The organism is Chryseobacterium ginsenosidimutans, assembly GCF_039536845.1.
GTDB lineage: Bacteria > Bacteroidota > Bacteroidia > Flavobacteriales > Weeksellaceae > Chryseobacterium > Chryseobacterium ginsenosidimutans_B.
On the sequence record NZ_BAAAZJ010000003.1, the window covers coordinates 1,396,777 to 1,419,989 of the forward strand.

The following is a 23,213-nucleotide window of genomic DNA, read 5'->3' on the forward strand; positions in this document are numbered from 1 at the left end:
AAACATGGAAAAACCTATTATTTTCTCAATAGATGACGATCAGCAGGTGTTAAATGCCATCGCAAGAGATCTTAAAGTAAAATATACCAGCCAATATAAAATTATCAGCACAACCTCAGCAAAGGAAGCACTTGAAAGAATTACAGAACTTAAAAATGAAGCACGTGCAATAGCAATGTTTATCTGCGACCAGCGTATGCCGGAAATGGAAGGCGTGGAGTTTTTGGAAGAAGCAATAAAAATATATCCGGAAGCAAAACGAGTTTTACTTACCGCTTACTCTGATACTGAAGCTGCAATTAATGCCATTAATAAAATTCAGTTGGATTATTACCTGATGAAGCCGTGGGATCCTGCAGAAGAAAAATTATATCCCGTAATTGATGATTTACTGGCAGACTGGCAAAGTAATTATAAGCCTGATTTTAAGGGTTTACGTGTTATAGGTTATCAATATTCACCATTTTCGCATAACATAAAAGATTATCTCGCGGCAAATCTTATCCCTTATTTATGGCTTGATGTAGAAAAAAATCCTGAAGCTCAAAACCTTCTGGATCTTAATAAACTTACAAAAGAAAATCTACCTGTTGTATTCCTTGAAGACGGTTCTATATTGAAACAACCTGATGTTGCTATGCTGGCGGAAAATATAGGAACAAACCCTGAAATTACTGCTGAAATTTACGACGTGGTTATTATCGGAGCAGGACCGGCAGGATTGGCTGCAGCTGTATATGGTGCTTCTGAAGGATTAAGAACATTGGTAGTAGAGCGAAAAGCTCCCGGCGGACAGGCAGGTACAAGTTCAAGGATTGAAAATTATCTTGGCTTTCCATCAGGGCTGACTGGTGCAGATTTGACACGACGTGCCATTAGCCAAGCCCGTCGTTTAGGGGCAGAGTTTTTATCACCGAAAGAAGTGGTCGATATTAAAGAAGTTGAAAACTATAAAATACTTAAATTAGGAGACGGACAGGAAATTAACTGCCGCTCGATTATCATTACAACCGGAGTTGATTACAGGAAACTCGATAAAAAAGGTATTGAGGATTTTACAGGTGCGGGAATCTATTATGGAGCTGCAATTACTGAAGCTTCAGCATGCAAGAATAAAAGCGTTTACATTGTAGGCGGCGGAAACTCTGCAGGGCAATCGGCTGTGTATCTTTCAAAATTTGCGGATAAAGTTTATATCGTAATACGCAAAGACAGCTTATCATATACAATGTCTTCTTATCTTATTCAGCAAATTGCCGATTTACCTAATATTGAAGTTCTGACCGATACCGAAATCCGGGAAGCCAAAGGAGATACTCATTTAGAAAACCTTATTATCGAACATGTACCAACAGGTAAAACAACCGTTGGAGATGCAGCAGCTTTATATATTTTTATTGGTGCAAAACCTTTTACAGACTGGCTTGGTGTTGCGGTACGAAGAGATGAAAAAGGCTTTATCGAAACTGGCAGAGATTTGACAGCCTATCCGGAATTTACAAAAAACTGGAAACTAAAGAGAGATCCGTTTTTACTGGAAACAAGCCTTCCGGGAATTTTTGCTGCCGGAGATGTTCGTTCCGGTGCTATGAACCGTGTCGCTTCAGCGGTAGGTGAAGGTTCTATGGCTATTTCTTTTGTACACAAATACCTTGCAGAAAATTAAATAATTATCATTTTTTTAAATAAATATGACAGAAGACAATAGAATATGCGAACATCTGGAAGCAATTAAAGAATTAAAACTTCCTTTAAAGCATGAATGTTCAGAATGTATTAAAACAGGCAGCCAATGGGTACATCTTCGTACTTGTCAAACCTGTGGGGAAACTCTTTGCTGCGATTCTTCACCTAATCAGCATATGACCAAACATGCCCATGAAAAAGAACATTTTGTTGCTATTTCAGCTGAACGTGGGGAACGCTGGCTTTGGTGTTATAAAGATGAGCAGTTTGCCGAATATTAAAAGCTGGTTTTGATTTCCTCTACTGTGTAAAAAATAATGCTCTGTCTATATTCTTGGTAATTTCAAAGCTTACAGAAGAGTAAAAATAAATAAGGTTTGAAGGTCATCTCACAGATGCCAATTCAAAATTGGCTCTTCTCGAAAGTTTGGAAGATCGAATCACAAAAGGATGTTTTATGGTTAATTCTTCTATTGAACTTGCGATGCATGATCCAGAAATTGCAAAGATTGTACAGAATAACGATCAGACTATGGAGGACGTTTTTACAAATGCAGTTCAGAAAGGTCAGGATTTGGGACAAATTTTTGGAAAAAATGGACGCCAGAGCTTTAGCAAGATTTATCTTTAATAATTATTCAGGAATCAGAATTTTGGCTCGTACCGAAAAAGATAAACAGGTTTATGAAGACATCGTTAAAGCTAGGTTGTCTGTACTATAAAATAAATATAATCAATTATAAAACCTCAATTACTGCTGATTGAGTTTTTTTATTATGTTTTTTTGTTTTGTCTGAATATTCTCCTAAGATTAAAATTTTTCAGAAATTTACTTCACATGAAAGAGCAGGATACTGCAAGCACTCAAAATGTATACTTTTATTTTTGTTAATTAGTTTAATTAAAATAATTCAGGATTTGCTAAAAATAATTATGACATTTCAAAATATATCAAAATTCCTATTATCTGTTTTTATGCTTTTTTTCTTTTCATCAGTGGTGAAAAGTCAGGATAAATTTCCGGATGGAACAGCTATTCCGCAATGGTTTAGAGATAACAAACCGACAGACGTCAACAAATTAGGGAAAAAATATATTCTGACGGATTTTGGTGTTAAAAATGACAGCACGGTTCTCCAAACAAAACAAGTTCAGGCGATCATTGATAACGCTGCTAAAAATGGAGGCGGAGTTATCATCGTACCAAAAGGAACTTTCCTGATAAGTTCTGTTTTTTTTAAGCAGGGAACGCATTTACATTTAGAAAAAGGAGCAGTTTTAAAAGGAAGCGATGATATTAATGATTTTCCGGTCGTGACAACAAGAATGGAAGGACAAACAGTAAAATACTTTCCGGCATTGGTAAACGCTGACGGATTGGATGGCTTTACGATTTCAGGAAAAGGAACATTGAACGGAAATGGTTTACGCTTCTGGAAATCATTCTGGAAAAGACGCGAATGGAATCCTAAATGTACCAATATGGATGAAATGAGACCTCGTATCATCTATATTTCAAATTCTAAAAACGTTCAGATTGAAGATATTACCGTAAAAAACTCACCTTTCTGGAGCACTCATTATTATAAAAGTCAATTCGTAAAATTATTAAATTTAACAATTTTAGCTCCAAAAGAGCCTGTAAAAGCACCAAGTACAGATGCAATTGATATTGATGCGTGTTCTAATTTCTTAGTTAAAAACTGTTATTTATCAGTAAACGACGATGCCATTGCATTGAAGGGCGGAAAAGGTCCAAAAGCCGATAAAGACCCAAATAATGGTGAAAACAGAAACATCATCATTGAAAACAACACTTTCGGATTCTGCCATTCTGCATTGACTTGCGGAAGCGAATCGATTCACAACTACAATATTATCTTCAGAAATTCGACAGTGAAAGATGCTTCGAGATTGTTGCATTTAAAAATGAGACCGGATACGCCTCAACATTACGAATACATCACGCTTGACAATATCAAAGGAAACGTAAAAACTTTCTTATTTGTAAAAGGCTGGAGCCAGTTTTTTGATTTGAAAGGAGAAGAAGCGCCAAAAAGGAGATTAGCAAATAATATTGTTTTAAAAAATATCAACATCAGTTGTGAGACGGCTTTCGATATTGAAAAATCAGACTTGTACGAGTTGAAAGATTTTACTTTAGAAAATCTGACAATCAAAGCTTTAAAGCCTGAAGAGCAGAACTTAAATGCTATTGAAAATGTAAAGAAAACGAATGTAAACGTTACCAAAGTAGCTTCTTTAGGTCAATCATACGATAAAAAAGACGATTCCGACGAAGGCAAAAAATAATGAATTATTCTTCCAAAATATTCTTTCTGTTATGTTTGTGCTTCCAATTGCTGCATTCTCAATCTAAGGAAATTCAATTCCTGAGCGGGACAGATTCTGAGCATACAAAAGAATGGGATTTTTGGATCAATGGAGGTCGGAAATCCGGAAATTGGGATAGAATTCAGGTTCCTTCTCAATGGGAACAGCAGGGATTTGGTTCGTACAATTATGGCAGAGATTATGTGACGTACGGCAAAAATTTTAAGTTTAATGATGAAATAGGAGTCTATAAATACAAATTTCAGGTTCCAAATTCATGGAAAGGAAAATCGGTCAACATCGTTTTTGAAGGCTCAATGACTGATACCGAAGTGAAAATTAATGGAAAGCCTGCCGGAGCAATTCATCAAGGTGCTTTTTATGAATTTAAATATGATATTTCAGATAAATTAAATTTCGGAAAAGAAAATATTCTCGAAGTCAAAGTTTCTAAAATGTCAGCCGACAAATCTGTAAATAATGCAGAACGTTTAGCCGATTACTGGATTTTAGGAGGAATTTTCAGACCGGTTTATCTCGAAGCAACTCCAAAAGAAAATATATCGTCGATATCAATTGATGCAAAAGCAGACGGAACTTTTCGTTGCAATATTCATTTAAAAGGAATTGAATCAGTCAATAATTTAAAAGTAGAATTATTTGACGCTAAAAATATTCTGATTGGTGAATCTCAAGTTAAAATTGAAAAAGGAGATACTTTAAAACAAATCCGGTTTTCCGTTAAAAATCCCAAACTTTGGACGGCAGAAACTCCGAATTTATACAAAGCAAAATTCAGTTTACATAAAAATAAAAACAACATCTACGAAACTGAAGAAAAATTCGGTTTCCGAACCATTGAAATCCGAAAAGGCGACGGAATTTACATCAACGGAACCAAAATCAAGATGAAAGGCATCAACCGACACGTTTGGTGGCCGGAAACTGGTCGAGCCGTCAGTAAAAACATCGATTTAATGGACGTTCGGCTCATCAAAGAAATGAATATGAATGCCGTTCGCTGTTCGCACTATCCGCCCAATAAATCATTTTTAAAAATTTGCGATTCTTTAGGATTGTATGTTTTGGATGAATTGGCGGGCTGGCAAAAAAAATACAGCACGGAAGTCGGGAAAAAACTCGTGAAAGAAATGGTTACAAGAGATGCTAATCATCCCTCGATCATTTTTTGGAGCAATGGAAACGAAGGCGGACATAACTTTGATTTGGACAATGAATTTGCAAAATATGATCTGTCAAATCGCCCAGTCATTCACGCGCATCACAAGCCGGGAAACGCTTTCAATGGGATCGATTGCAACCATTACGAAGATTATTACAGCACACAAAAAATCCTTGAAGGAGAAAATATCTATATGCCGACCGAATTTTTGCACGCGCAGGATGACGGCGGTGGCGGAACTTCTCTAGCCGATTATTGGGAACTGCACTGGAATTCCAAAAAAGGCGCCGGAGGTTTTATTTGGGCGTTTGCAGATGAAGGTTTGGTGAGAACCGATTTCAATAATCAGATTGATGTAAATGCGATCAATGCTCCGGATGGAGTGGTGGGTCCACATCGTGAAAAAGAAGGAAGTTTTTATGCGATCCGCGAAATTTACAGTCCGGTAAAAATTGATTTGAAAACAATTTCAAACGATTTTGATGGAATGATGAGTGTAGAAAATCGATATCATTTTACGAATTTAAATGAATGTCAGTTTGAATGGAAATTAATAAAATTTAAAACACCATTTTCCTCAGAATCAGGATTTGATGTTTTGCAAAAAGGAAAAGCAGAATCGTCAGATATTAAACCGACAGAAAAAGGAAATATAAAACTCAATCTTCCTTCAAATTGGAAAGAAAGTGAAGCTTTATTATTAACGGTAACCGATCCTTTCGGTAAAGAAATTTATACCTGGACTTGGAAAATTTCGTCTAATAATGAAATTTCAAAACAGTTTCAGAAAGCGTTAACCAAAACAATTCCAGTTTCTGTTGCGGAAAATGATTCATTATTTATTTTAAAATCTGATGAAAAAGAATTTTCAATCGGTAAAAAAGACGGATTATTAAAATCAGTCATTATCGATAAAAAAGGCAAAAAAATGACCTTCCGAAACGGACCGGTTTTCGTGAATGGAAAAGTAGAATTATCATCCATAAAATCTTTTGCGGAAGAAAAAAATCAAGTCATTGAAGTATCCTATAAAAACGGAAATAAAATAATCTGGAAGCTGAATCCTGACGGAATTTTAGAGTTAAATTACGAATATGTACTTTCGGGCGATTATCCGTTTGCAGGTGTAAGTTTTGATTATCCTGAAAATTATGTCATCAGCGCAAAATGGCTGGGCAAAGGCCCTTATCACGTCTGGAAAAACCGTACTCAGGGACAGACTTATAATGTTTGGCAGAATTTGAAAAATTCAACACGAACTGGTTTTTCACCTTGGATTTATCCTGAATTTAAAGGATATTTTGATGATGTTTCGTGGTTGCAACTAGATGCCGCAGAAGGGAAAATCACGATCGGAACAAAAGAAGAAAAGATGTTTGTAAGGCTCTTTGATTTTTATGGAATTTACGGAGCAGAAGGTTATCCGAAATTGCCGAGCGGAAATATTTCATTTTTAGATGCAATACCGTCTTTGGGAACTGTTTTAGCGTTTAACATTAATGATAAAACTGAATCTTTAGGACCGGAAAGTGAACTGAATCATCTCAACGGAACTTTCAAAAGAACGCTTTATTTCTATTTCGGATTGCCGGATTTGGGAGATGAAAATAAACAGTTTACAATGCCGAAAGAAAACATTTTAACGGATTAATTATGAAAAGGATAGGATTTTTAATGTTTTTTTTAAGTTCGTTGATGTTTGCTCAACAAACGACTTTCAAGTTTGATTTTGGCGGAAACAGAACGGAAAAAGGATTTATTCAAATCACTTCAACTTCAAAATTTGATAAAGAAATTGGTTACGGATTTATGGATATTTCCAACTTAAAATCCGTTGACAATGGAGGAAATGCGTTGACAGGAGATTATATCACCAGCGACAAACCTTTCTATTTTTCGGTAGCGATTCCTGAAGGAAATTATGACATAAAATTAACGTTAGGCGATAGTAAAGGAACTTCCGAAACGACAGTTCGTGTAGAAAATCGCCGTCTGATGCTGGATGATGTAAAAACAAAAGAGAACGAGATTGTCGAAAAATCAATTACCGTTCACGTTAAAGACAGCATCATTCGTAATCAAAGCGGAGCTCAGATAGGTATTGTAAAATTAAAACCGAGAGAAACAAAATATCTGCATTGGGATAATCTGTTGACCATCGAATTTAATAATAAAGCTCCAAAAGTTTGCGCAGTAATCATTCAACCCAATAAAACAGCCAAAACGATTTATATCACAGGAGATTCTACGGTTGTAGATGCGCAGTACGAGCCTTGGGCTTCCTGGGGACAGATGTTGCCGTATTTTTTTGTTCCTAAGGAAGTCGTGATTGCCAATTATGCAGAAAGCGGCGAAACGTTGAAAGCCTTTGAAGACCGCCACCGAATTGATAAAATTTGGAATACAATAAAGCCCGGAGATTATCTGTTCATCCAGTTTGGACATAACGATCAAAAATCTGGAAATAGCAACAAATCCGGTTATAGAAAAAGATTAAAAGAATGGATTAATAAAGCAAAACAATTGGGAGCAATTCCGGTTTTGGTAACTTCTATGAACCGTCATGTTTTTGATAAAAATAATAAAATTGTCAATACTTTGGATGATTTTCCTGCCGCAATGCGTGAAATTGCAAAAGAAGAAAATGTATATTTAATTGATTTAAATACCATGAGTAAAACGCTGTTCGAAGCGATGGGACCGGAAAATTCTAAAAAAGCATTTGTCTATTATCCTGCAAATTCTTATTCCAATCAACCGAATGTTTTAGCGGATGACACTCATTTTAATACATATGGCGCTTATGAATTGGCGAAATGTGTGGTAAAAAGTATTGTAGATCAAAAATTGCCTTTGAGTAAATTTGTTTCAAAAAATTATAAAGGTTTTGATCCCAAAAAACCAGATGCAGTCGAAAAATTTCATTGGCCTGAAAGTATCTTTATGGAATCTTTAAAACCTGATGGAAATTAAAGATTGGCGTTTAAACATAAAGTTTAAAGAACCACGAAGTGGTTCAATATGAATAGCATCGGGGAAAACCCGGTGAAAAATGTAAATAATCATTTGAACCCGGTGAAAAATATGAACAACATCATATGAAATACGATCTAAAACATCGATCAAAAATGAAAATTAAAAATATAGTCAGTCTCAGTCTAATCTGTTTTGCCTTCGGAAACCTTTCCGCACAAAATCCGTGGCCAAAAACTACCGAAACTGCAAAACCGTGGACGCGTTGGTGGTGGATGGGAAATGCTGTTGATGAAAAAGGATTGGATAAACAGTTGACAACACTTAATCAAGCAGGTTTTGGAGGCGTTGAAATAGTTCCAATTTACGGAGCAAAAAGATTCGAAAATCAATATATCAATTATCTCTCCCCTGAATGGATGAAAATGCTTCAGTTCACCACAAACAAAGCAAAAAGCTTAAATATGGGAGTTGATATGGCGGTCGGAACAGGTTGGCCAATCGGTGGTCCGCAGGTAAGTGAAGAAGATGCTGCTACAAAAATGATTGTTCAGACCTATACAATTTCATCAGGCGAAAAATTTTCAGATAAAATTGTTCTTAAAGATGAAAAGCAAAAGAATTTAAAAACGATAAAACTAGATATCGTAACCGCTTACAATGAAAAAAATGAAGCAGTTGTTTTAAACGATAAAATTACAAACGACGGATCTCTCAACTGGAAACCAGATTCTGGGAAATGGACGATCTATGCAGTTTTTGTTGGTAAAACTTTGCAAAAAGTAAAACGTGCAGCTCCCGGCGGTGAAGGATATACATTAGACCATTTTTCGCCTGTTGCAACGGTAAATTATCTTAAAACTTTCGATAAGGCTTTTGGAAATTCCAATTATGGGGTGCGTTCTTTTTTTAATGACAGTTACGAAGTTTACAATGCCGACTGGACGCCTGATTTTAAAAATGAATTTAAAAAAAAGAGAGGATATGATCTAAGTCCGTATATCAAATATTTGGCGAGTGATGAGGATAATGAAATTACAACAAGAATAAAATCCGATTATCGTGAAACGTTAAGTGAATTGATTTTAAACAATTTCGCAAAGGATTTCACGAACTGGGCACATTCCAAAAACTCAAAAAATACCAATCAGGCGCACGGTTCACCCGGTAATTTACTCGATTTATACGCTGCAGTCGACATTCCGGAATCTGAAACTTTCGGAAGTTCTATTTTTGAAATCCCAGGGTTGAGAAGAGACAGCGCAGATATTCAAAAAGCTGATATACCTGATTTTAATATGTTAAAATTTGCTTCGTCAGCAGCGAATGTGACAGGCAAAAAACTAACATCAAACGAGACTTTTACTTGGCTGACTGAGCACTTTAAAACCTCTTGGTCACAAGCAAAACCGGAAGTTGAACAGGTATTTTTATCGGGAATCAATCACGTTTTTTATCATGGCACGACTTATACACCTGCCGATGTTCCTTTTCCGGGATGGTTGTTTTATGCTTCGGTTAATTTTGTTCCGGAAAATAGTTTGTGGCCACATTTAAGTGGATTAAATTCTTATATTGCGCGCACTCAAAGTGTTTTGCAAAGTGGAAAATCTGATAATGAACTGTTGATGTATTGGCCGATTTACGACCAGTGGTCAACTCCAAAAGGAAAAGATATTGCCTTTAAAGTTCATAACGTTGAAAAATGGTTGCAACCAACTCCGATGTATGAGAATTTGAATAAACTAAACAAAATGGGTTATTCACTTGATATGATTTCAGACAAAATGATTAGTGAATCGAAGTCGGAAAATCAGAAAATTCAGACTGCAAAAGAAGGATCTTCCTATCAGGTTTTAATCATTCCGGGATTGACGTATTTGCCGGAAACTACATTGAGTGATATTCTGAAACTAGCCCAAAATGGTGCTTCAATTATTTTTCAAAACGAACCAAAAGATATTCCCGGAAATTTTGAAGTGGAGAAAAGAAGAAATCAATTAAAATCTTTATGGAAGCAAATTCCGTTTCAGAATCAAGGCGAAAATGTAAAAATTGCAAGCTTTGGAAAAGGAAAGATTGTTTTAAGTTCTGATGTAGAAAAAGGATTGGAATATTTAAAAATACAAAGAGAAAAATTGACGGACACAGGATTGAAATTTGTGAGAAGAGAGTTTGACGGCGGAAAATATTACTATATTGTCAATCATACTTCAAAGGAAATCAATCAATTTATTCCTATTAATTATACAGGAAAACAAACGACGATAATGAATCCTGAAAACGGAGATTTTGGAGTTGCGGAAATGCAAAATAATTCTGTCCGAATTCAGCTGAAATCCGGAGAATCTTTAATTCTAAAAAATTCTGAAACTGTTGATTCCTCCATCTCAAAATGGAAATATCTCGAAAAAACAGAATCTCCAATAATTTTAGATCAAGCTTGGCAATTAAGTTTCAAAGAAGGCGGTCCCGAGCTTCCAAAATCCAGAAATTTAAAGAAATTAGAACCTTGGACCAACTTTTATGATGATCCTGCAACGCAAAGTTTTTCAGGAACAGGCGTTTACACCACGACTTTAAATGTAAAGAAAAAAAATGCAGACGATTATCTTTTAAAATTTGATAAACTGTACGAAAGTGCAAAAGTAATTGTCAACGGTCAGGATGCAGGAATTGTCTGGAGCATTCCTTTTGAAATTAACATTGGAAAATACCTGAAAAAAGGTAAAAATACCATTCAAATAGAAGTTTGTAATTTAATGGCGAATAGAATTCGATATATGGATCAGAATAAAATTACGTGGCGAAATTATAATGAGATCAATTTTGTAAATATTGATTATAAGGCTTTTGATGCTTCCAATTGGAAAGTTCAGCCTTCAGGTTTGGATGGGCAGATTCAAATAATTCCACTATATTGGACAAAATAAATTGTATAATTATCTAAATTATTAAATTAAAAAACTTTGTTTTTTTTGTTAAGTGAAACGCCTTTGTGTAACTTAAAAGCAGTTAGTAGTCAAAAAATCTTTGCGAACTTTGCGTTTAAATAATGATTAAGAAATAAAACAGGTTTCAATTAAATATTAAAATAAAAAATATGATAAAAAATAGTATAAAATCAATCGCATTGGGAACTTGCCTGTTGACATTTGGCTTTTCCTATTCTCAAAAGAAAGTTGTGTTGGATAACTTTTTCAACAACGAAAAGCAAAAAGATAAAGAAACCGGAGAATTAAAATCAACTCATTATACCTGGGAAGACAAAACAAATGGCGGATTTTCTTTGCTGGGAGATATCTTCACAAAGCAGGGTGCAGAAATAACTACTCTAAAAACCGCTCCTTCCAAAAAAGATCTTAAAACTGCTAATATCTACATCATCGTAGATCCGGATATTGACAAAGAAGCATTCGGAGGAAAGGCAAATTTAATCGATTCCAAAAGCATTAAAAATCTGGTAAGCTGGGTGAAAAAAGGTGGTATTTTGGTTTTGTTGAGCAACGATCACGGCAATTCGGAATTTGAACATTTCAACCAATTGGCGGGAGAATTTGGAATTCATTTCAATGATGACAGTTATAACAGAGTTCAGGGAAGAGAATTTGAACAGGGAAAAGTAATGGTTCCTGCAGGAAACGAAGTTTTCTCTGAGCAAAAATTATATATGAAAGAAGTGAGTTCTATAGACGTAAAATCGCCTGCAAAAGCTATTTTGTCTGCAGAAGGTAAAAATATTGCAGCGATTGCAAAATTAGGAAAAGGAACCGTTTTCGCGTTGGGAGATCCGTGGTGCTATAATGAATATATCGACGGCAAAAAATTAACGGCAGATTTTACCAATTTCCAGGGAACCGAAGAATGGGTGAAATGGTTATTAAAACAAAGCAAATAGTATCAATAATTGAATCTGTGCAATCGATTGAATTTGTATGATAAATATTTGGGGCAGCTCTTAATCAGCCTGAATTTATCCTGAGCATGTCGAAGGACTCTCAATCTTTTTGTTATACTTCGTTCCACAAAAAGGATTTCCGTTCAAGTCGGGCTGCGAGAGATTCAACGGAAAAATCCTTGTCAAGATTTTAAACTTTAACAAGGATTACATCAATAGGAACGGGCTAAAGCCCGTTTAAGAAATGACGTTTCAAATTCGGCTTTAGCCAAAACTTATTAAAACAAGATTTATGAAAATCAAATATATCTTCATTACATCCGCTATTTTTCTTTCGCAAACAATTTTTGCCCAAAGACAAATGGAGTATTTGAAAAGAGGAATCGTAGCCATACCCGCAGAGTCTGGTGTTTTTGTGAGTTGGCGTTTGCTCGGAACAGAAGCTCAGAATACGCAGTTTGATTTGTATCGCACAGAAAATAATCAGACCAAAAAGCTTAATGAAAAACCATTACTCAATGAAACCAATTTTCTCGACAAAACGGCAGACAAAACAAAGAATTACACCTATTTTGTGAAATCTAACACTCAGGATGAAACGATAGATGATGATTCTGCGAAATATTTAGCTTCTCAAAAACCTTATTTTTCAATTCCTTTGAAAACACCTGTCGGATATACCCCAAATGATATTTCTGTTGCAGATCTTGACGGCGATGGCGAATATGAAATCATCCTTCATCAGACCGGAAGATCAAAAGATAACAGTCAGAAAGGTATTACTGACGAGCCGATTATTCAGGCTTATAAACTAAATGGAACGTTCTTATGGGAAATTAATTTAGGGAAAAACATAAGAGAGGGAGCGCATTATACACAGTTTCTGGTCTACGATCTAGATCAAGATGGTAAAGCAGAAATCGTCATGAAAACCGCAGACGGAAGCAAAGATGCTAAAGGGAAATTCATAGGAGATAAAACAAAAAATTATGTAAATGAAAACGGATTTATCCTTTCCGGACCGGAATATCTGACGGTTTTTAATGGAGAAACAGGCGAGGAAATTAATACAGTTAATTATCAGGTTCCAAGATTTGCAGGGAGTTTAAATCCGACTGATGAACAAATGACTGAAACCTGGGGTGATGCAAAAGGAAATCGTATAGACCGGTTTCTTGGTGCAGTTGCTTACTTAGACGGTAAACATCCGAGTTTTGTAATGTCGAGAGGATATTACACCAGAACGGCAATCGCAGCCTGGGATTATAAAGATAAAAAACTCAGTCTGCGATGGCTTTTTGATACGGAAAGTTCAGAAGAAAATAAAAAATTCCGCGGACAGGGAAACCACAATTTGAGCATTGCAGATGTTGACAACGACGGAAAAGATGAAATAATCTTTGGTGCCATGACTGTTGACGACAACGGAAAAGTATTGAATAGCACAGGAAATGGTCATGGCGATGCTCTGCATGTTGGAGATCTTGATCCTTCAAATCCCGGATTGGAAATTTTTGATATTCAGGAAAGGTTCGACAATGCTGGTGCACACTTCCGAGATGGAAAAACAGGAAAGATTTTATGGAAATTACCTTCTTTAGTGTACAGTGAAAAAAGTAAATTCCAGGGTCCTGGAAGAGGATTGTCTTTAAATATTGATCCTCGTCATGAAGGTTCGGAATGTTGGGCTGCCGGAGCGGGAGTTAAAGGTCTTTATGATGCAAAAGGAAATAAAATCAGTGAAAAAAATCCGTCAGTTAATATGGGAATCTATTGGGACGGAGATTTTTTAAGTGAAATTTTAGACGGAACTTCCGTGTCAAAATGGGACTGGAAAAATGAAAAATCAAACTTAATATTTGATGCTAAAGATTTTCAGTGTGAATCAAACAACGGAACGAAGAAAAATCCTTCTTTAGTGGCAGATTTGTTTGGAGATTGGAGAGAAGAAGTAATTTATAGAACATCAGATAATCAGGAACTTCGTATTTTCAGTTCAACAATTCCTACGAAGCACCGTTTGTATACTTTGATGCACAATCCGCAATATCGTTTAAGTATTGTCTGGCAAAATGTAGGCTACAATCAGCCTCCGCATACGGATTATTATTTGGATGAATCGGTTAAAGAAGTTCCAAAACCAAATATTTATACAGTAAATCCCAAAAAATAAATTTTATGAAAATCAAAATTGTTATTCCGTTTGTTGTATTGGTTGTATTTTTAGGAGTTTCATTTCAAAAATTTCAAGATAAACCGGTTCTTTATATTATTGGTGATTCCACTGTACAAAACGGTTCAGGAAAAGGTTCTGATTCACTTTGGGGTTGGGGAAGTTTTATGAATTTATATTTAAATACAGATAAAATTGAAATTCAGAATCATGCAAAAGGTGGCAGAAGCAGTCGAACATTTCTTACAGAAGGCCGTTGGGATTCGATTATGAAAACGATTAAAAAAGGGGATTATGTTTTAATGCAATTCGGGCACAATGATGGTGGTGAACTGGCAGATACTTTGAGAGCTAGAGGTACAATTAAAGGTATCGGAGAAGAGACAAAAGATATCTATAACCCAATTCGAAAAGTGAATGAAACCGTCTATACTTACGGTCATTACATGAGAAAATATGCAAATGAAGCTAAAGCAAAAGGAGCAGTTCCTATTATCGTTTCTCCAATTCCAAGAAATGAATTTGATAAAAACGGAAAAATAGGAAAAGATCAATACGGAATTTGGGCGCAAGAGGTGGCAAAACAAACAGGAGCTTACTTTATTGATTTGAATGGAATGATCATAGAAAAATATCAAAAAATGGGACAGGAAAAAGTAAAGGCTTTCTTTCCAAAAGACCATACTCATACCAACGAAGCAGGAGCGATCTTAAATGCAGAATTAGTGACAACCGGAATTAAGAATTTAAAAAATTGCGAATTGAAAAAATATATAAAATAAAAAAATAATATTATGAAAAAGATATTAATGAGAAGTGCTGTTTTTGTATTGATTTTTGGGGCTTTGTCCTCATGCTCAGTTCAAAAACAGACGATAACGAAAAATGTTAACCTTCCCAATAAAAAAGAAGTCCTGGAAATTTCAGAAAGAGCCAACCAATATTTCATGAACAAATGGCCGGATACAGGAAAAGAAATTGTTGGTAAAAAAGTTTGGCCAAGCAATCTATGGACGCGTGCAGTGTATTATGAAGGATTAATTGCCTTATATAAAGTAGATCCGAAAAAAGAATATTATGACTATGCAGTTTCCTGGTCTGAAAAGCATAATTGGGACATGATGCGTGATACTTATACGCGTAACGCAGACAATCAGGCTTGTGGACAAACATATTTGGATCTTTATGAAATCGATGGTAAAAAAAATCCGGAGAGAATTAAATTTGTGAAAGCTTCCATAGACAGTATGATGGTTACCAATAAAGTAGACGACTGGTGGTGGATCGATGCGCTTCAAATGGGAATGCCTATTTTCTCAAAGCTGGGTAAAGTTACCGGTGAGAAAAAATATTTCGATAAAAATTACGAAATGTACGCTTTCACAAAGTACAAACACGGAGGAAACGGTCTTTACAATCCAAAAGATAAGCTTTGGTGGCGAGACAAAAGCTTTGTTCCGCCTTATAAAGAGCCAAACGGTGAAGATTGCTACTGGAGCCGTGGAAACGGCTGGGTAGTTGCTGCTTTGGCGCGTACACTGGAAGATACACCTAAATCTGATCCTCATTATCAGGAATATTTACAGGATTATAAAGATTTGTTATCGGCATTGCTTCCGATTCAGAGAGAAGATGGTTTTTGGAACGCGAGTTTGCATGATCCAACCAATTTCGGAGGAAAAGAAATGACAGGAACCGCTCTTTTCGTATACGGAATGGCGTATGGAATCAACAAAGGTTTGATTGACAGAGAAACGTACTTACCTGTTGTCGTTAAAGCCTGGAATGCGATTGCAAAAGACTCCGTTCAGCCAAATGGATTTTTAGGTTGGGTTCAGGGAACAGGAAAAGAACCAAAAGACGGTCAGCCACTTGCTGTTGACAAACAACCTGATTTTGAAGACTATGGTTTAGGTTGTCTGTTGCTTGCAGGTAGTGAAGTTTATAAATTAAAATAACGTTTTTATTTCCCACAGAATACACAGATTTGCCTTTAGATTTGCAAAAGGATTTAGTACTAACTTAGCAATTAAATAAAATATAGCATAAACATCTGTGCAAATCTGAGAAATCCATGGGAAAATCAATGGAGTCGGGCTTTAGCCCGACTAATAAATAACGTCTATTCAAAGGCTTTAGCCAAAACTTAAAAATTATAGACAATCTTTAATAATTTTAATATAATTAAGAAAAACCTTAGTTTTATTACTGAAAAGAAATTATAGACAATGTGCATGACACCACAAGATGCGCAATCGATTTCATAGTATTAATTTTCAAATTCAATCCATAAGACAAAATTATGAATGCATTATTAGGAATTTTTTTCCATTTCTTAGGAGGATTTTCTTCGGGAAGTTTTTATTTGCCGTACAAAAAAGTAAAAGGATGGAACTGGGAAACGTATTGGTTGATAGGAGGAATAGTCTCTTGGATCATTGTTCCGCCACTGGCCGCATTTCTTACCATTCCTAATTTTTGGGAAATTATTCAGAATGAAAGCTCTTCCATATTGGGATTGACGTTTTTATTTGGTGCATTGTGGGGAATCGGTGGTTTTACTTATGGTTTAGGAGTTCGATATTTGGGAGTTGCGCTCGGAAGCAGCATTATTTTAGGGCTTTGCATGGTGTTTGGTTCGCTGGTTCCGTCGATATTTTATGAATTTTCTCCACACACAGGAAAAGACAGTATCGGTTTGTTGATTTCCAATAAATGGGGACAAATGGTTTTATTAGGACTTTTTGTCTGTGTCATCGGAATCGTCATCAGTGGAAAAGCAGGAATGATGAAGGAAAAAGAACTGAAAACAGATTCATTAGACCCTCACGGAACACAGGTAAAAACGGAATATAAATTCGGCTTAGGATTAATTGTTTCCATCATATCAGGTGTTTTAAGTGCTTGTTTTAATTTTGGACTGGAAGCAGGAAAACCAATGGCAGACGTAGCCAACGAATTGTGGAAAACTGCAAATCCGGGACAGGGAGAATTCCTTTTTCAAAACAATGTAACCTATGTTGTTGTCCTTTGGGGCGGAATGGCGGTCAATCTGATCGGCTGTTTATATTTAGCAATTAAAAATAAATCTTATACAGATTATACAAAAAAGAACGTACCGGTTTTAAGTAATTTAATTTTTTGTGCGCTTGCAGGAACGATGTGGTTTTTACAGTTCTTCTTTTATGGTATGGGAGAAAGTAAAATGGGCAATGGCGCAAGCTCATGGATATTACACATGGCATTTATCATTCTTATTGCTAATTTATGGGGAATTATCATAAAGGAATGGAAAGGAGTTTCCAAAAAAACGATTACTACCATTGCTATAGGAATGACGGTAATGTTTATTTCTATTTTGATTGTAGGATATGGAAATTCTTTGCGATAAATTCTTTCGGTAACATTTAAAATTGATACTTTTTATTCTATTCATATAGTTCAGAGTTAGAATCTGGCTCTTTTAAGGCACTGATAAAGATCAGTGTCTTTTTTTGGAGATTGTAAGCATTTTTGTAAGCATAATTTTCATTAAAAGATAAATCCAACTATGTGGAATTTTCATGAATTTTAAGTTTTTATCTGTTTTTTATAATTAAAATACCGTAATTTTTTATTTTTATATCAAATATTTATAAATAATTAAGATAAATTAAGAATTTTATAATGCAGGATATGACAGGATGCGAAAACTTTTCTAACAGTGTACTTTGGTGACATAATAATCAATATAAATAAAAATTAATATATGTCTTTAATAATTAAACACAAGGATATTAAGCGTATAGTCTTTCCGGCATTTATGCTTTCAACAAGTTTCCTTTGGGGACAGAAGGCTGTAAAGGATACTGTGAAAAATACAAAAGATATTGAGGAAGTTGTCGTTATCGGTTACGGAACAGTAAAAAAATCAGATCTTACAGGATCTGTATCTTCAGTATCTGCAAAAGATTTAGCCGCAACACCGGCAATGAATGCTTTACAGGCTTTACAGGGTAGGGCAGCCGGACTGAATATTGTCACGGGAGGTGGTGCTCCGGGAGCGGGAGCCAATGTAACCGTTCGTGGAGGTGCTTCTATTACTCAAGGTACAGAGCCCTTATATATTGTAGATGGTTTCCAATTAGATAATGCTTTGAATATTATCAATCCTAATGATATTGAAAGTATTGATGTATTAAAAGGGGCTTCAGCCATCGCAATCTACGGTGCGCGTGGTTCTAACGGTATCATAATAGTTAAAACTAAAAGCGGTAAAAAGGGAAAGGTTACGATTAATTATAACTCTTTTATGAGTTTTGATATGCTTTCCAAGAAACTGGATATGCTTTCCAATTCAGAAGATTATGTAAAGTATCAATATGAGTTAGCACAACTTGGAGGAAAAACAGCGCAATGGAGCAATGTTTTCGATAATAGTTTGGGGACAGATTCACCGGGATTTTATACAGGTGTATATAACAGGATCAACAGTCGTTACGCATCTGCTCCTTCATTGGATTGGCAGGATAAGGTATTTGGCGGAACAGGATTGACTCAAAACCAAAACTTCAATATTTCTGCGGGTAGCGAGAAAACTCAGGTGTTTATCAGTTATAATTATAATAAACAACAAGGTATTCTTGCCAATCATGATGAAACCCGCAACTCTTTGCGTGCTAATATCAAATCCGAACTTTATAAAGGGGTAAGAGTAGATTTTGGTTCTATGTTTACTTCCAATTCTGTGAATGGAGGAGGATCGTACGGTGGAATGAAGAAGGTGCTTCTACAGCCTATCAATGGTGGAACTAAATTTTCATTAGATCAGTTATACAATACACAAACCTATGGTGATTTTTCTGGTTTCGATTCCAGTTATGATACAGAAAACCCTTATATAGAAAATAATGCTTCTACGGCTAATAAGCGTTCACGCTCATTTGTAGCCAATGTTGGTTTGGAAATTGATTTTCTGAAAGATTTCACATTCAGAACCGCGGGACAATATACCTGGAATAGCAGTAAATCTACTGCATTTTCTGATGAAAACTCAAGATCATACCTTACAGATCCTGTGAATGTAGGAATCAATGGAAGTATAAGCAATAGTGAATCTTACAGCTATCAGATTACTAATACAGTAACTTATAATAAAACTCTTGCCGAAAAGCATAAACTTACTGTCCTTGCCGGTACGGAAGCAATATATGGAAAATCTGAAGGTAACAGTATTTCATTAAGTAAATTCCCTCCATTTGTAAACTTTGGGCTGGATCAAATCGATAATGCTACAGTAAGAGATAAAAGTGTGGACAAACCAGCTCCGATAACTATGCTTTCTTACTTTGGACGTGTAAACTATAATTACGATAACCGATATCTATTGACAGGTACAATACGTCGTGACGGATCTTCTAAGTTTTATCGTGATAACCAATATGGGACGTTTCTTTCTGGAGCTGCTGCATGGCGTGTTTCTCAGGAAGGATTTTGGAAAGACCATAAGATTAATAATATTATCAACGATTTGAAATTAAGGTTTGAATATGGTGAAACTGGAAACAACGATGTTCCAAGCAACTTGTGGAGAACCAATGTTATACTAACAGATTATCCATTGAATAATACAATAGGTAACCCGGCGTATATCACGAGCTCAACCTATGGTAATATCGATCTGCAATGGGAAGCCATGAAATCGACTAATATTGGGATAGATTTAGCATTTTTCAATAATAGAATAAAACTAACATCAGAATATTATAAAAATGATGTAACCAACATGATATTATTAACCATATTACCAGCTCATACAGGTTATTCAAACCAATATCAGAATGTTGGAACTATGACTAATAAAGGATACGAATTCACACTTAATACAGTCAATTTAAAATCGGAGAAGTTCAGATGGACGACAGATGCTAATATTGGTTTTAATAAGTCTAAAGTGACTTCTCTTGAGAATGGAAGAGACTTCAGAACATTCTCTGTAGGAAGTAACAGAGGTGGGCAGGTAACTTATTATGCCACGGTAGGGCAACAGTTGGGAGATATGTACGGATATGTTTATCAGGGAATTTACACGACTGATGATTTTACCCAAGCACCAAACGGAACATTGACGCTAAAACCTGGCGTGGTAAAACCAGCAACAGGAACTCCTAAACCTGGAGATATGAAATTTGCTGCAGATAACGAAGCAGGAGATCAGTTTACAAGAAAATTGGTGAAAATAGGAAATGGTACGCCAGATTTTATTGGGGGTATCAGTAATAATTTTTCTTACAAAGGTTTTGATTTGTCAGTATTTATGAAATTCAGCGTGGGAGGTGATATTTATAATGCAACTAAACAAAGTTTGAGTCCGTATGCACTGTATCAGAATACACCTTCAGAATTTGGAAATAATTACTATCATTTGATTGATCCTAATACAGGACAAGCAACTAATAATTTAGTAAGATTAAAAGAGCTTAATCCTAATGAAAATTCAAGTCTTTGGAGCTTAAGCAATACAAATACTGCCAACATTACTTATCCTTCTTCATATTATGTGGAAGATGGGTCTTATCTTAGAATTGCTCAGCTAACTCTTGGGTATAGTTTGAACAGAGAATTCCTAGAAAAAATTTCAGTAGCTAATGCGCGTATTTATTTTACAGTTAATAACTTAGCTACGATTACCGGTTACTCTGGCTATGACCCGGAAGTAGCAGCAGCAACCGGTGTTTCGATAACACCAGGATATGATAGCTCTGCCTATCCACGTTCAAGAAGTTATGTTCTTGGTATCAATTTAACTTTTTAATATTCAGATCATGAAAAATATAATTAAATCAACATTTATAAAAAGCTTAGTAGTAATTCCATCTTTTTTTATCGCCGCCTTAAGTATTAATTCGTGTAGTGATGATTTTCTGAATCAGCCATCGACCAACACATCTGATACAGAATCGGTGTTTCAAAATTTGGATACTGCAGACATTTATGTTCAGGGCTGTTACAGAGGTATAGTTCCTACAGAGATGTATTATCAATTAGGAGCTGGTGATACAGTGGTTCATTCTGCGGAAGATGGTACAACAAATAATTCTAAATACAATATTTGCAATTATTTTTATGATGCAAAAACACCTTATACACTTACAGGGGTCTATTCAGTAATGTACGCATCTATAGAGAGAACTAATATTGCGATCAGCGGATTAAGTAAGATGCCGGACAGTCCAAGACGTAATGCCTTATTAGCAGAAGTAAAAGCCCTTCGTGCATTTTGTTACTATAATTTGATCAGAGTTTATGGAGATGTTCCTGCAGTTTGGATCCCATTAGTAGAAGCAGATCCTAATGATCCTAATACTTTATATCCAAAACGTACTTCCCGTGATGTAATCTACGACCGTATCATCGCTGATATGCAGGGATCAATAAATGATTTGCCTACTACCGGAACAGCTGAGCGTTTGAAAAAATCGTCTGGTAATGCTTTGCTAGCAAGAATTGCTTTGTATGCAGCAGGGTATTCTCTAAGATGGGATCTTAATACCGGAGCGGCAGGAACAATGTCTCGTCGTCCTGACAATACAAGAGTTCAGCAGCTTTATCAAATTGCAGATGCAGCAGCTGCAGCTGTAATCAATGGTGGTACCAACAGTTTGGTACAGGCTCAAAGCGGTAAAAGTGGTTTTGAAGCTTTATGGTTCAATTTCTGCCAGAGAAAATTTGGAGTGAGCGATCCGGAAATGCTTTGGCACATCGCAGAATACGGACCTAATACAAACTCAGCTTTTGGTGTCTATGCTATGGAAGGGTCTCGTGGTGGTACATACGGTTCACGTAAAGCTTTACAGTTTATTTTACCAAGCTATTATCTGTCATTTAATCCTGGAGATACGCGTAGAGATGTTTCTTGTACTTCTTACAGTATTTATTTCTTAAATTCTGGTGCAGCAACAGATACCTGGGTGAATGTAGGAACTACCTACTCATGTATCTTACCGGGTAAATTCAGAATGGGATGGGGGGTTGCACCACAGGCTGCAGATGCACGTAATTTAAACATTCCGATTATTAGATATGCAGATGTTTTATTAATGTATGCAGAAACTCAAAATTACCTAAACGGAGGACCTACTGCTCTGGCAACAGCTGCTTTACAACAGGTAAGAACTCGTGCAGGTATTGGTTCATTACCAATACCAAGCGGTCAACAGGCATTTGAATCAGCAATTGTTCAGGAACGTAAATGGGAATTTGCAGGAGAATTTAATCTTCGTACAGATTTGATTCGTATGAACCGTATTGCCAGCGAAATTGAAGCCACAAAACAAGCAATGAAAAATTTATCGAATAAAACCGGTCAATATGCAAATACACCTGCTTTGCGTTTGTATAAATTTGAAAAGAATGCACAGGTTTATGGAGATCCATTCTTAGCACTTAAATATATTGAAATAACAAGCCCGGCAGAAATTGCTGTCGTTCAAAACGTTCCTACGGCTGCAGCAAATTATGCGGCATATCAGACAGCTTTGGCAAGTATAGTTACAGCACACGGACAAACGGTAGCTGCTGGCGACAAATGGTATCCTACTAAGATGTTTGAGGCTTATACAAGTACTTTTAACGGTAATGCAAGAAAAGCGGTAGGATTTACAGGTGGATTTAATGCTATTCAGGTTGGAGCTATTATTTATACAAAACCAACAGGTTCTGCTGAAAACGGAGGAACTTATCCGAACTGGATTGAAGGTGGGGGAGATGGTCTTTTCTACGGATTCGTACCAAATAAAACAGAATTGCTTCCTTTTGCATCAGCTTCTGCTGGTCATCCTTTGGTTGATAATCCGAACCTGTCTCAGCTTCCTGGATATTAATCAATAAACACTCAAATATATTTTTAACCATTAAGAAATCTTTTAACTCATAAATTTTTCTTAATGGTTAAATTTTAAACATATACACATCACAAAATATTAATT

The 23,213-nt window shown here is 35.8% G+C and carries 14 protein-coding genes; all 14 read left to right on the forward strand.

Annotated features, from left to right (window positions below; genetic code table 11):
- Positions 1 to 4: 4 nt before the first annotated feature.
- Entirely contained in the window at positions 5 to 1,666 is a 1,662-nt protein-coding gene (locus ABD745_RS06645; protein ID WP_344827012.1) for an FAD-dependent oxidoreductase, read from the forward strand.
- Between the two features lie 25 nt (positions 1,667 to 1,691).
- On the forward strand, positions 1,692 to 1,967 hold the full coding sequence (locus ABD745_RS06650; RefSeq protein ID WP_344827015.1) for a UBP-type zinc finger domain-containing protein: 276 nt from the start codon (positions 1,692 to 1,694) through the stop codon (positions 1,965 to 1,967).
- A gap of 176 nt (positions 1,968 to 2,143) precedes the next feature.
- A complete protein-coding gene (locus ABD745_RS06655) occupies positions 2,144 to 2,317 on the forward strand; it encodes a hypothetical protein (RefSeq protein WP_344827018.1) in 174 nt (57 codons plus the stop codon).
- A gap of 302 nt (positions 2,318 to 2,619) precedes the next feature.
- Positions 2,620 to 3,999, forward strand: a complete 1,380-nt coding sequence (locus tag ABD745_RS06660; RefSeq protein ID WP_344827021.1) for a rhamnogalacturonidase — start codon at positions 2,620 to 2,622, stop codon at positions 3,997 to 3,999.
- Entirely contained in the window at positions 3,999 to 6,854 is a 2,856-nt protein-coding gene (locus ABD745_RS06665) for a glycoside hydrolase family 2 protein (RefSeq protein ID WP_344827024.1), read from the forward strand. The genes ABD745_RS06660 and ABD745_RS06665 overlap by 1 nt, the downstream gene beginning before the upstream one ends.
- Positions 6,855 to 6,856: 2 nt before the next feature.
- Positions 6,857 to 8,176 (forward strand): rhamnogalacturonan acetylesterase, encoded by a 1,320-nt coding sequence (locus ABD745_RS06670; RefSeq protein ID WP_344827027.1) that lies wholly within the window; start codon positions 6,857 to 6,859, stop codon positions 8,174 to 8,176.
- Between the two features lie 155 nt (positions 8,177 to 8,331).
- The gene (locus tag ABD745_RS06675) at positions 8,332 to 11,109 is read left to right on the forward strand and encodes a glycosyl hydrolase (RefSeq protein WP_344827028.1); all 2,778 of its coding nucleotides are present in this window, start codon (positions 8,332 to 8,334) and stop codon (positions 11,107 to 11,109) included.
- Between the two features lie 170 nt (positions 11,110 to 11,279).
- Positions 11,280 to 12,074: a hypothetical protein gene (locus tag ABD745_RS06680; RefSeq protein ID WP_344827031.1), complete on the forward strand. Its 795-nt coding sequence runs from the start codon at positions 11,280 to 11,282 to the stop codon at positions 12,072 to 12,074.
- A gap of 292 nt (positions 12,075 to 12,366) precedes the next feature.
- Complete coding sequence (locus tag ABD745_RS06685) at positions 12,367 to 14,247, forward strand: rhamnogalacturonan lyase (RefSeq protein WP_344827033.1); 1,881 nt, start codon at positions 12,367 to 12,369, stop codon at positions 14,245 to 14,247.
- A 5-nt stretch (positions 14,248 to 14,252) separates the two neighbouring features.
- On the forward strand, positions 14,253 to 15,029 hold the full coding sequence (locus ABD745_RS06690; RefSeq protein ID WP_344827036.1) for a rhamnogalacturonan acetylesterase: 777 nt from the start codon (positions 14,253 to 14,255) through the stop codon (positions 15,027 to 15,029).
- Between the two features lie 12 nt (positions 15,030 to 15,041).
- A complete protein-coding gene (locus tag ABD745_RS06695) occupies positions 15,042 to 16,205 on the forward strand; it encodes a glycoside hydrolase family 88/105 protein (protein WP_344827039.1) in 1,164 nt (387 codons plus the stop codon).
- Positions 16,206 to 16,549: 344 nt separating this feature from the next.
- Complete coding sequence (gene rhaT / locus ABD745_RS06700) at positions 16,550 to 17,638, forward strand: L-rhamnose/proton symporter RhaT (RefSeq protein ID WP_344827041.1); 1,089 nt, start codon at positions 16,550 to 16,552, stop codon at positions 17,636 to 17,638.
- Between the two features lie 357 nt (positions 17,639 to 17,995).
- The gene (locus tag ABD745_RS06705; protein ID WP_344827043.1) at positions 17,996 to 21,040 is read left to right on the forward strand and encodes a SusC/RagA family TonB-linked outer membrane protein; all 3,045 of its coding nucleotides are present in this window, start codon (positions 17,996 to 17,998) and stop codon (positions 21,038 to 21,040) included.
- A 10-nt stretch (positions 21,041 to 21,050) separates the two neighbouring features.
- Positions 21,051 to 23,108: a RagB/SusD family nutrient uptake outer membrane protein gene (locus ABD745_RS06710; RefSeq protein ID WP_344827046.1), complete on the forward strand. Its 2,058-nt coding sequence runs from the start codon at positions 21,051 to 21,053 to the stop codon at positions 23,106 to 23,108.
- Positions 23,109 to 23,213 lie beyond the last annotated feature (105 nt).

Coding starts and splice junctions, on each gene's coding strand:
- ABD745_RS06645 (WP_344827012.1), top strand. CDS start 5: ATGGAAAAACCTATTATTTTCTCAATAGATGACGATCAGCAGGTGTTA.
- ABD745_RS06650 (WP_344827015.1), top strand. CDS start 1,692: ATGACAGAAGACAATAGAATATGCGAACATCTGGAAGCAATTAAAGAA.
- ABD745_RS06655 (WP_344827018.1), top strand. CDS start 2,144: ATGGTTAATTCTTCTATTGAACTTGCGATGCATGATCCAGAAATTGCA.
- ABD745_RS06660 (WP_344827021.1), top strand. CDS start 2,620: ATGACATTTCAAAATATATCAAAATTCCTATTATCTGTTTTTATGCTT.
- ABD745_RS06665 (WP_344827024.1), top strand. CDS start 3,999: ATGAATTATTCTTCCAAAATATTCTTTCTGTTATGTTTGTGCTTCCAA.
- ABD745_RS06670 (WP_344827027.1), top strand. CDS start 6,857: ATGAAAAGGATAGGATTTTTAATGTTTTTTTTAAGTTCGTTGATGTTT.
- ABD745_RS06675 (WP_344827028.1), top strand. CDS start 8,332: ATGAAAATTAAAAATATAGTCAGTCTCAGTCTAATCTGTTTTGCCTTC.
- ABD745_RS06680 (WP_344827031.1), top strand. CDS start 11,280: ATGATAAAAAATAGTATAAAATCAATCGCATTGGGAACTTGCCTGTTG.
- ABD745_RS06685 (WP_344827033.1), top strand. CDS start 12,367: ATGAAAATCAAATATATCTTCATTACATCCGCTATTTTTCTTTCGCAA.
- ABD745_RS06690 (WP_344827036.1), top strand. CDS start 14,253: ATGAAAATCAAAATTGTTATTCCGTTTGTTGTATTGGTTGTATTTTTA.
- ABD745_RS06695 (WP_344827039.1), top strand. CDS start 15,042: ATGAAAAAGATATTAATGAGAAGTGCTGTTTTTGTATTGATTTTTGGG.
- rhaT (WP_344827041.1), top strand. CDS start 16,550: ATGAATGCATTATTAGGAATTTTTTTCCATTTCTTAGGAGGATTTTCT.
- ABD745_RS06705 (WP_344827043.1), top strand. CDS start 17,996: ATGTCTTTAATAATTAAACACAAGGATATTAAGCGTATAGTCTTTCCG.
- ABD745_RS06710 (WP_344827046.1), top strand. CDS start 21,051: ATGAAAAATATAATTAAATCAACATTTATAAAAAGCTTAGTAGTAATT.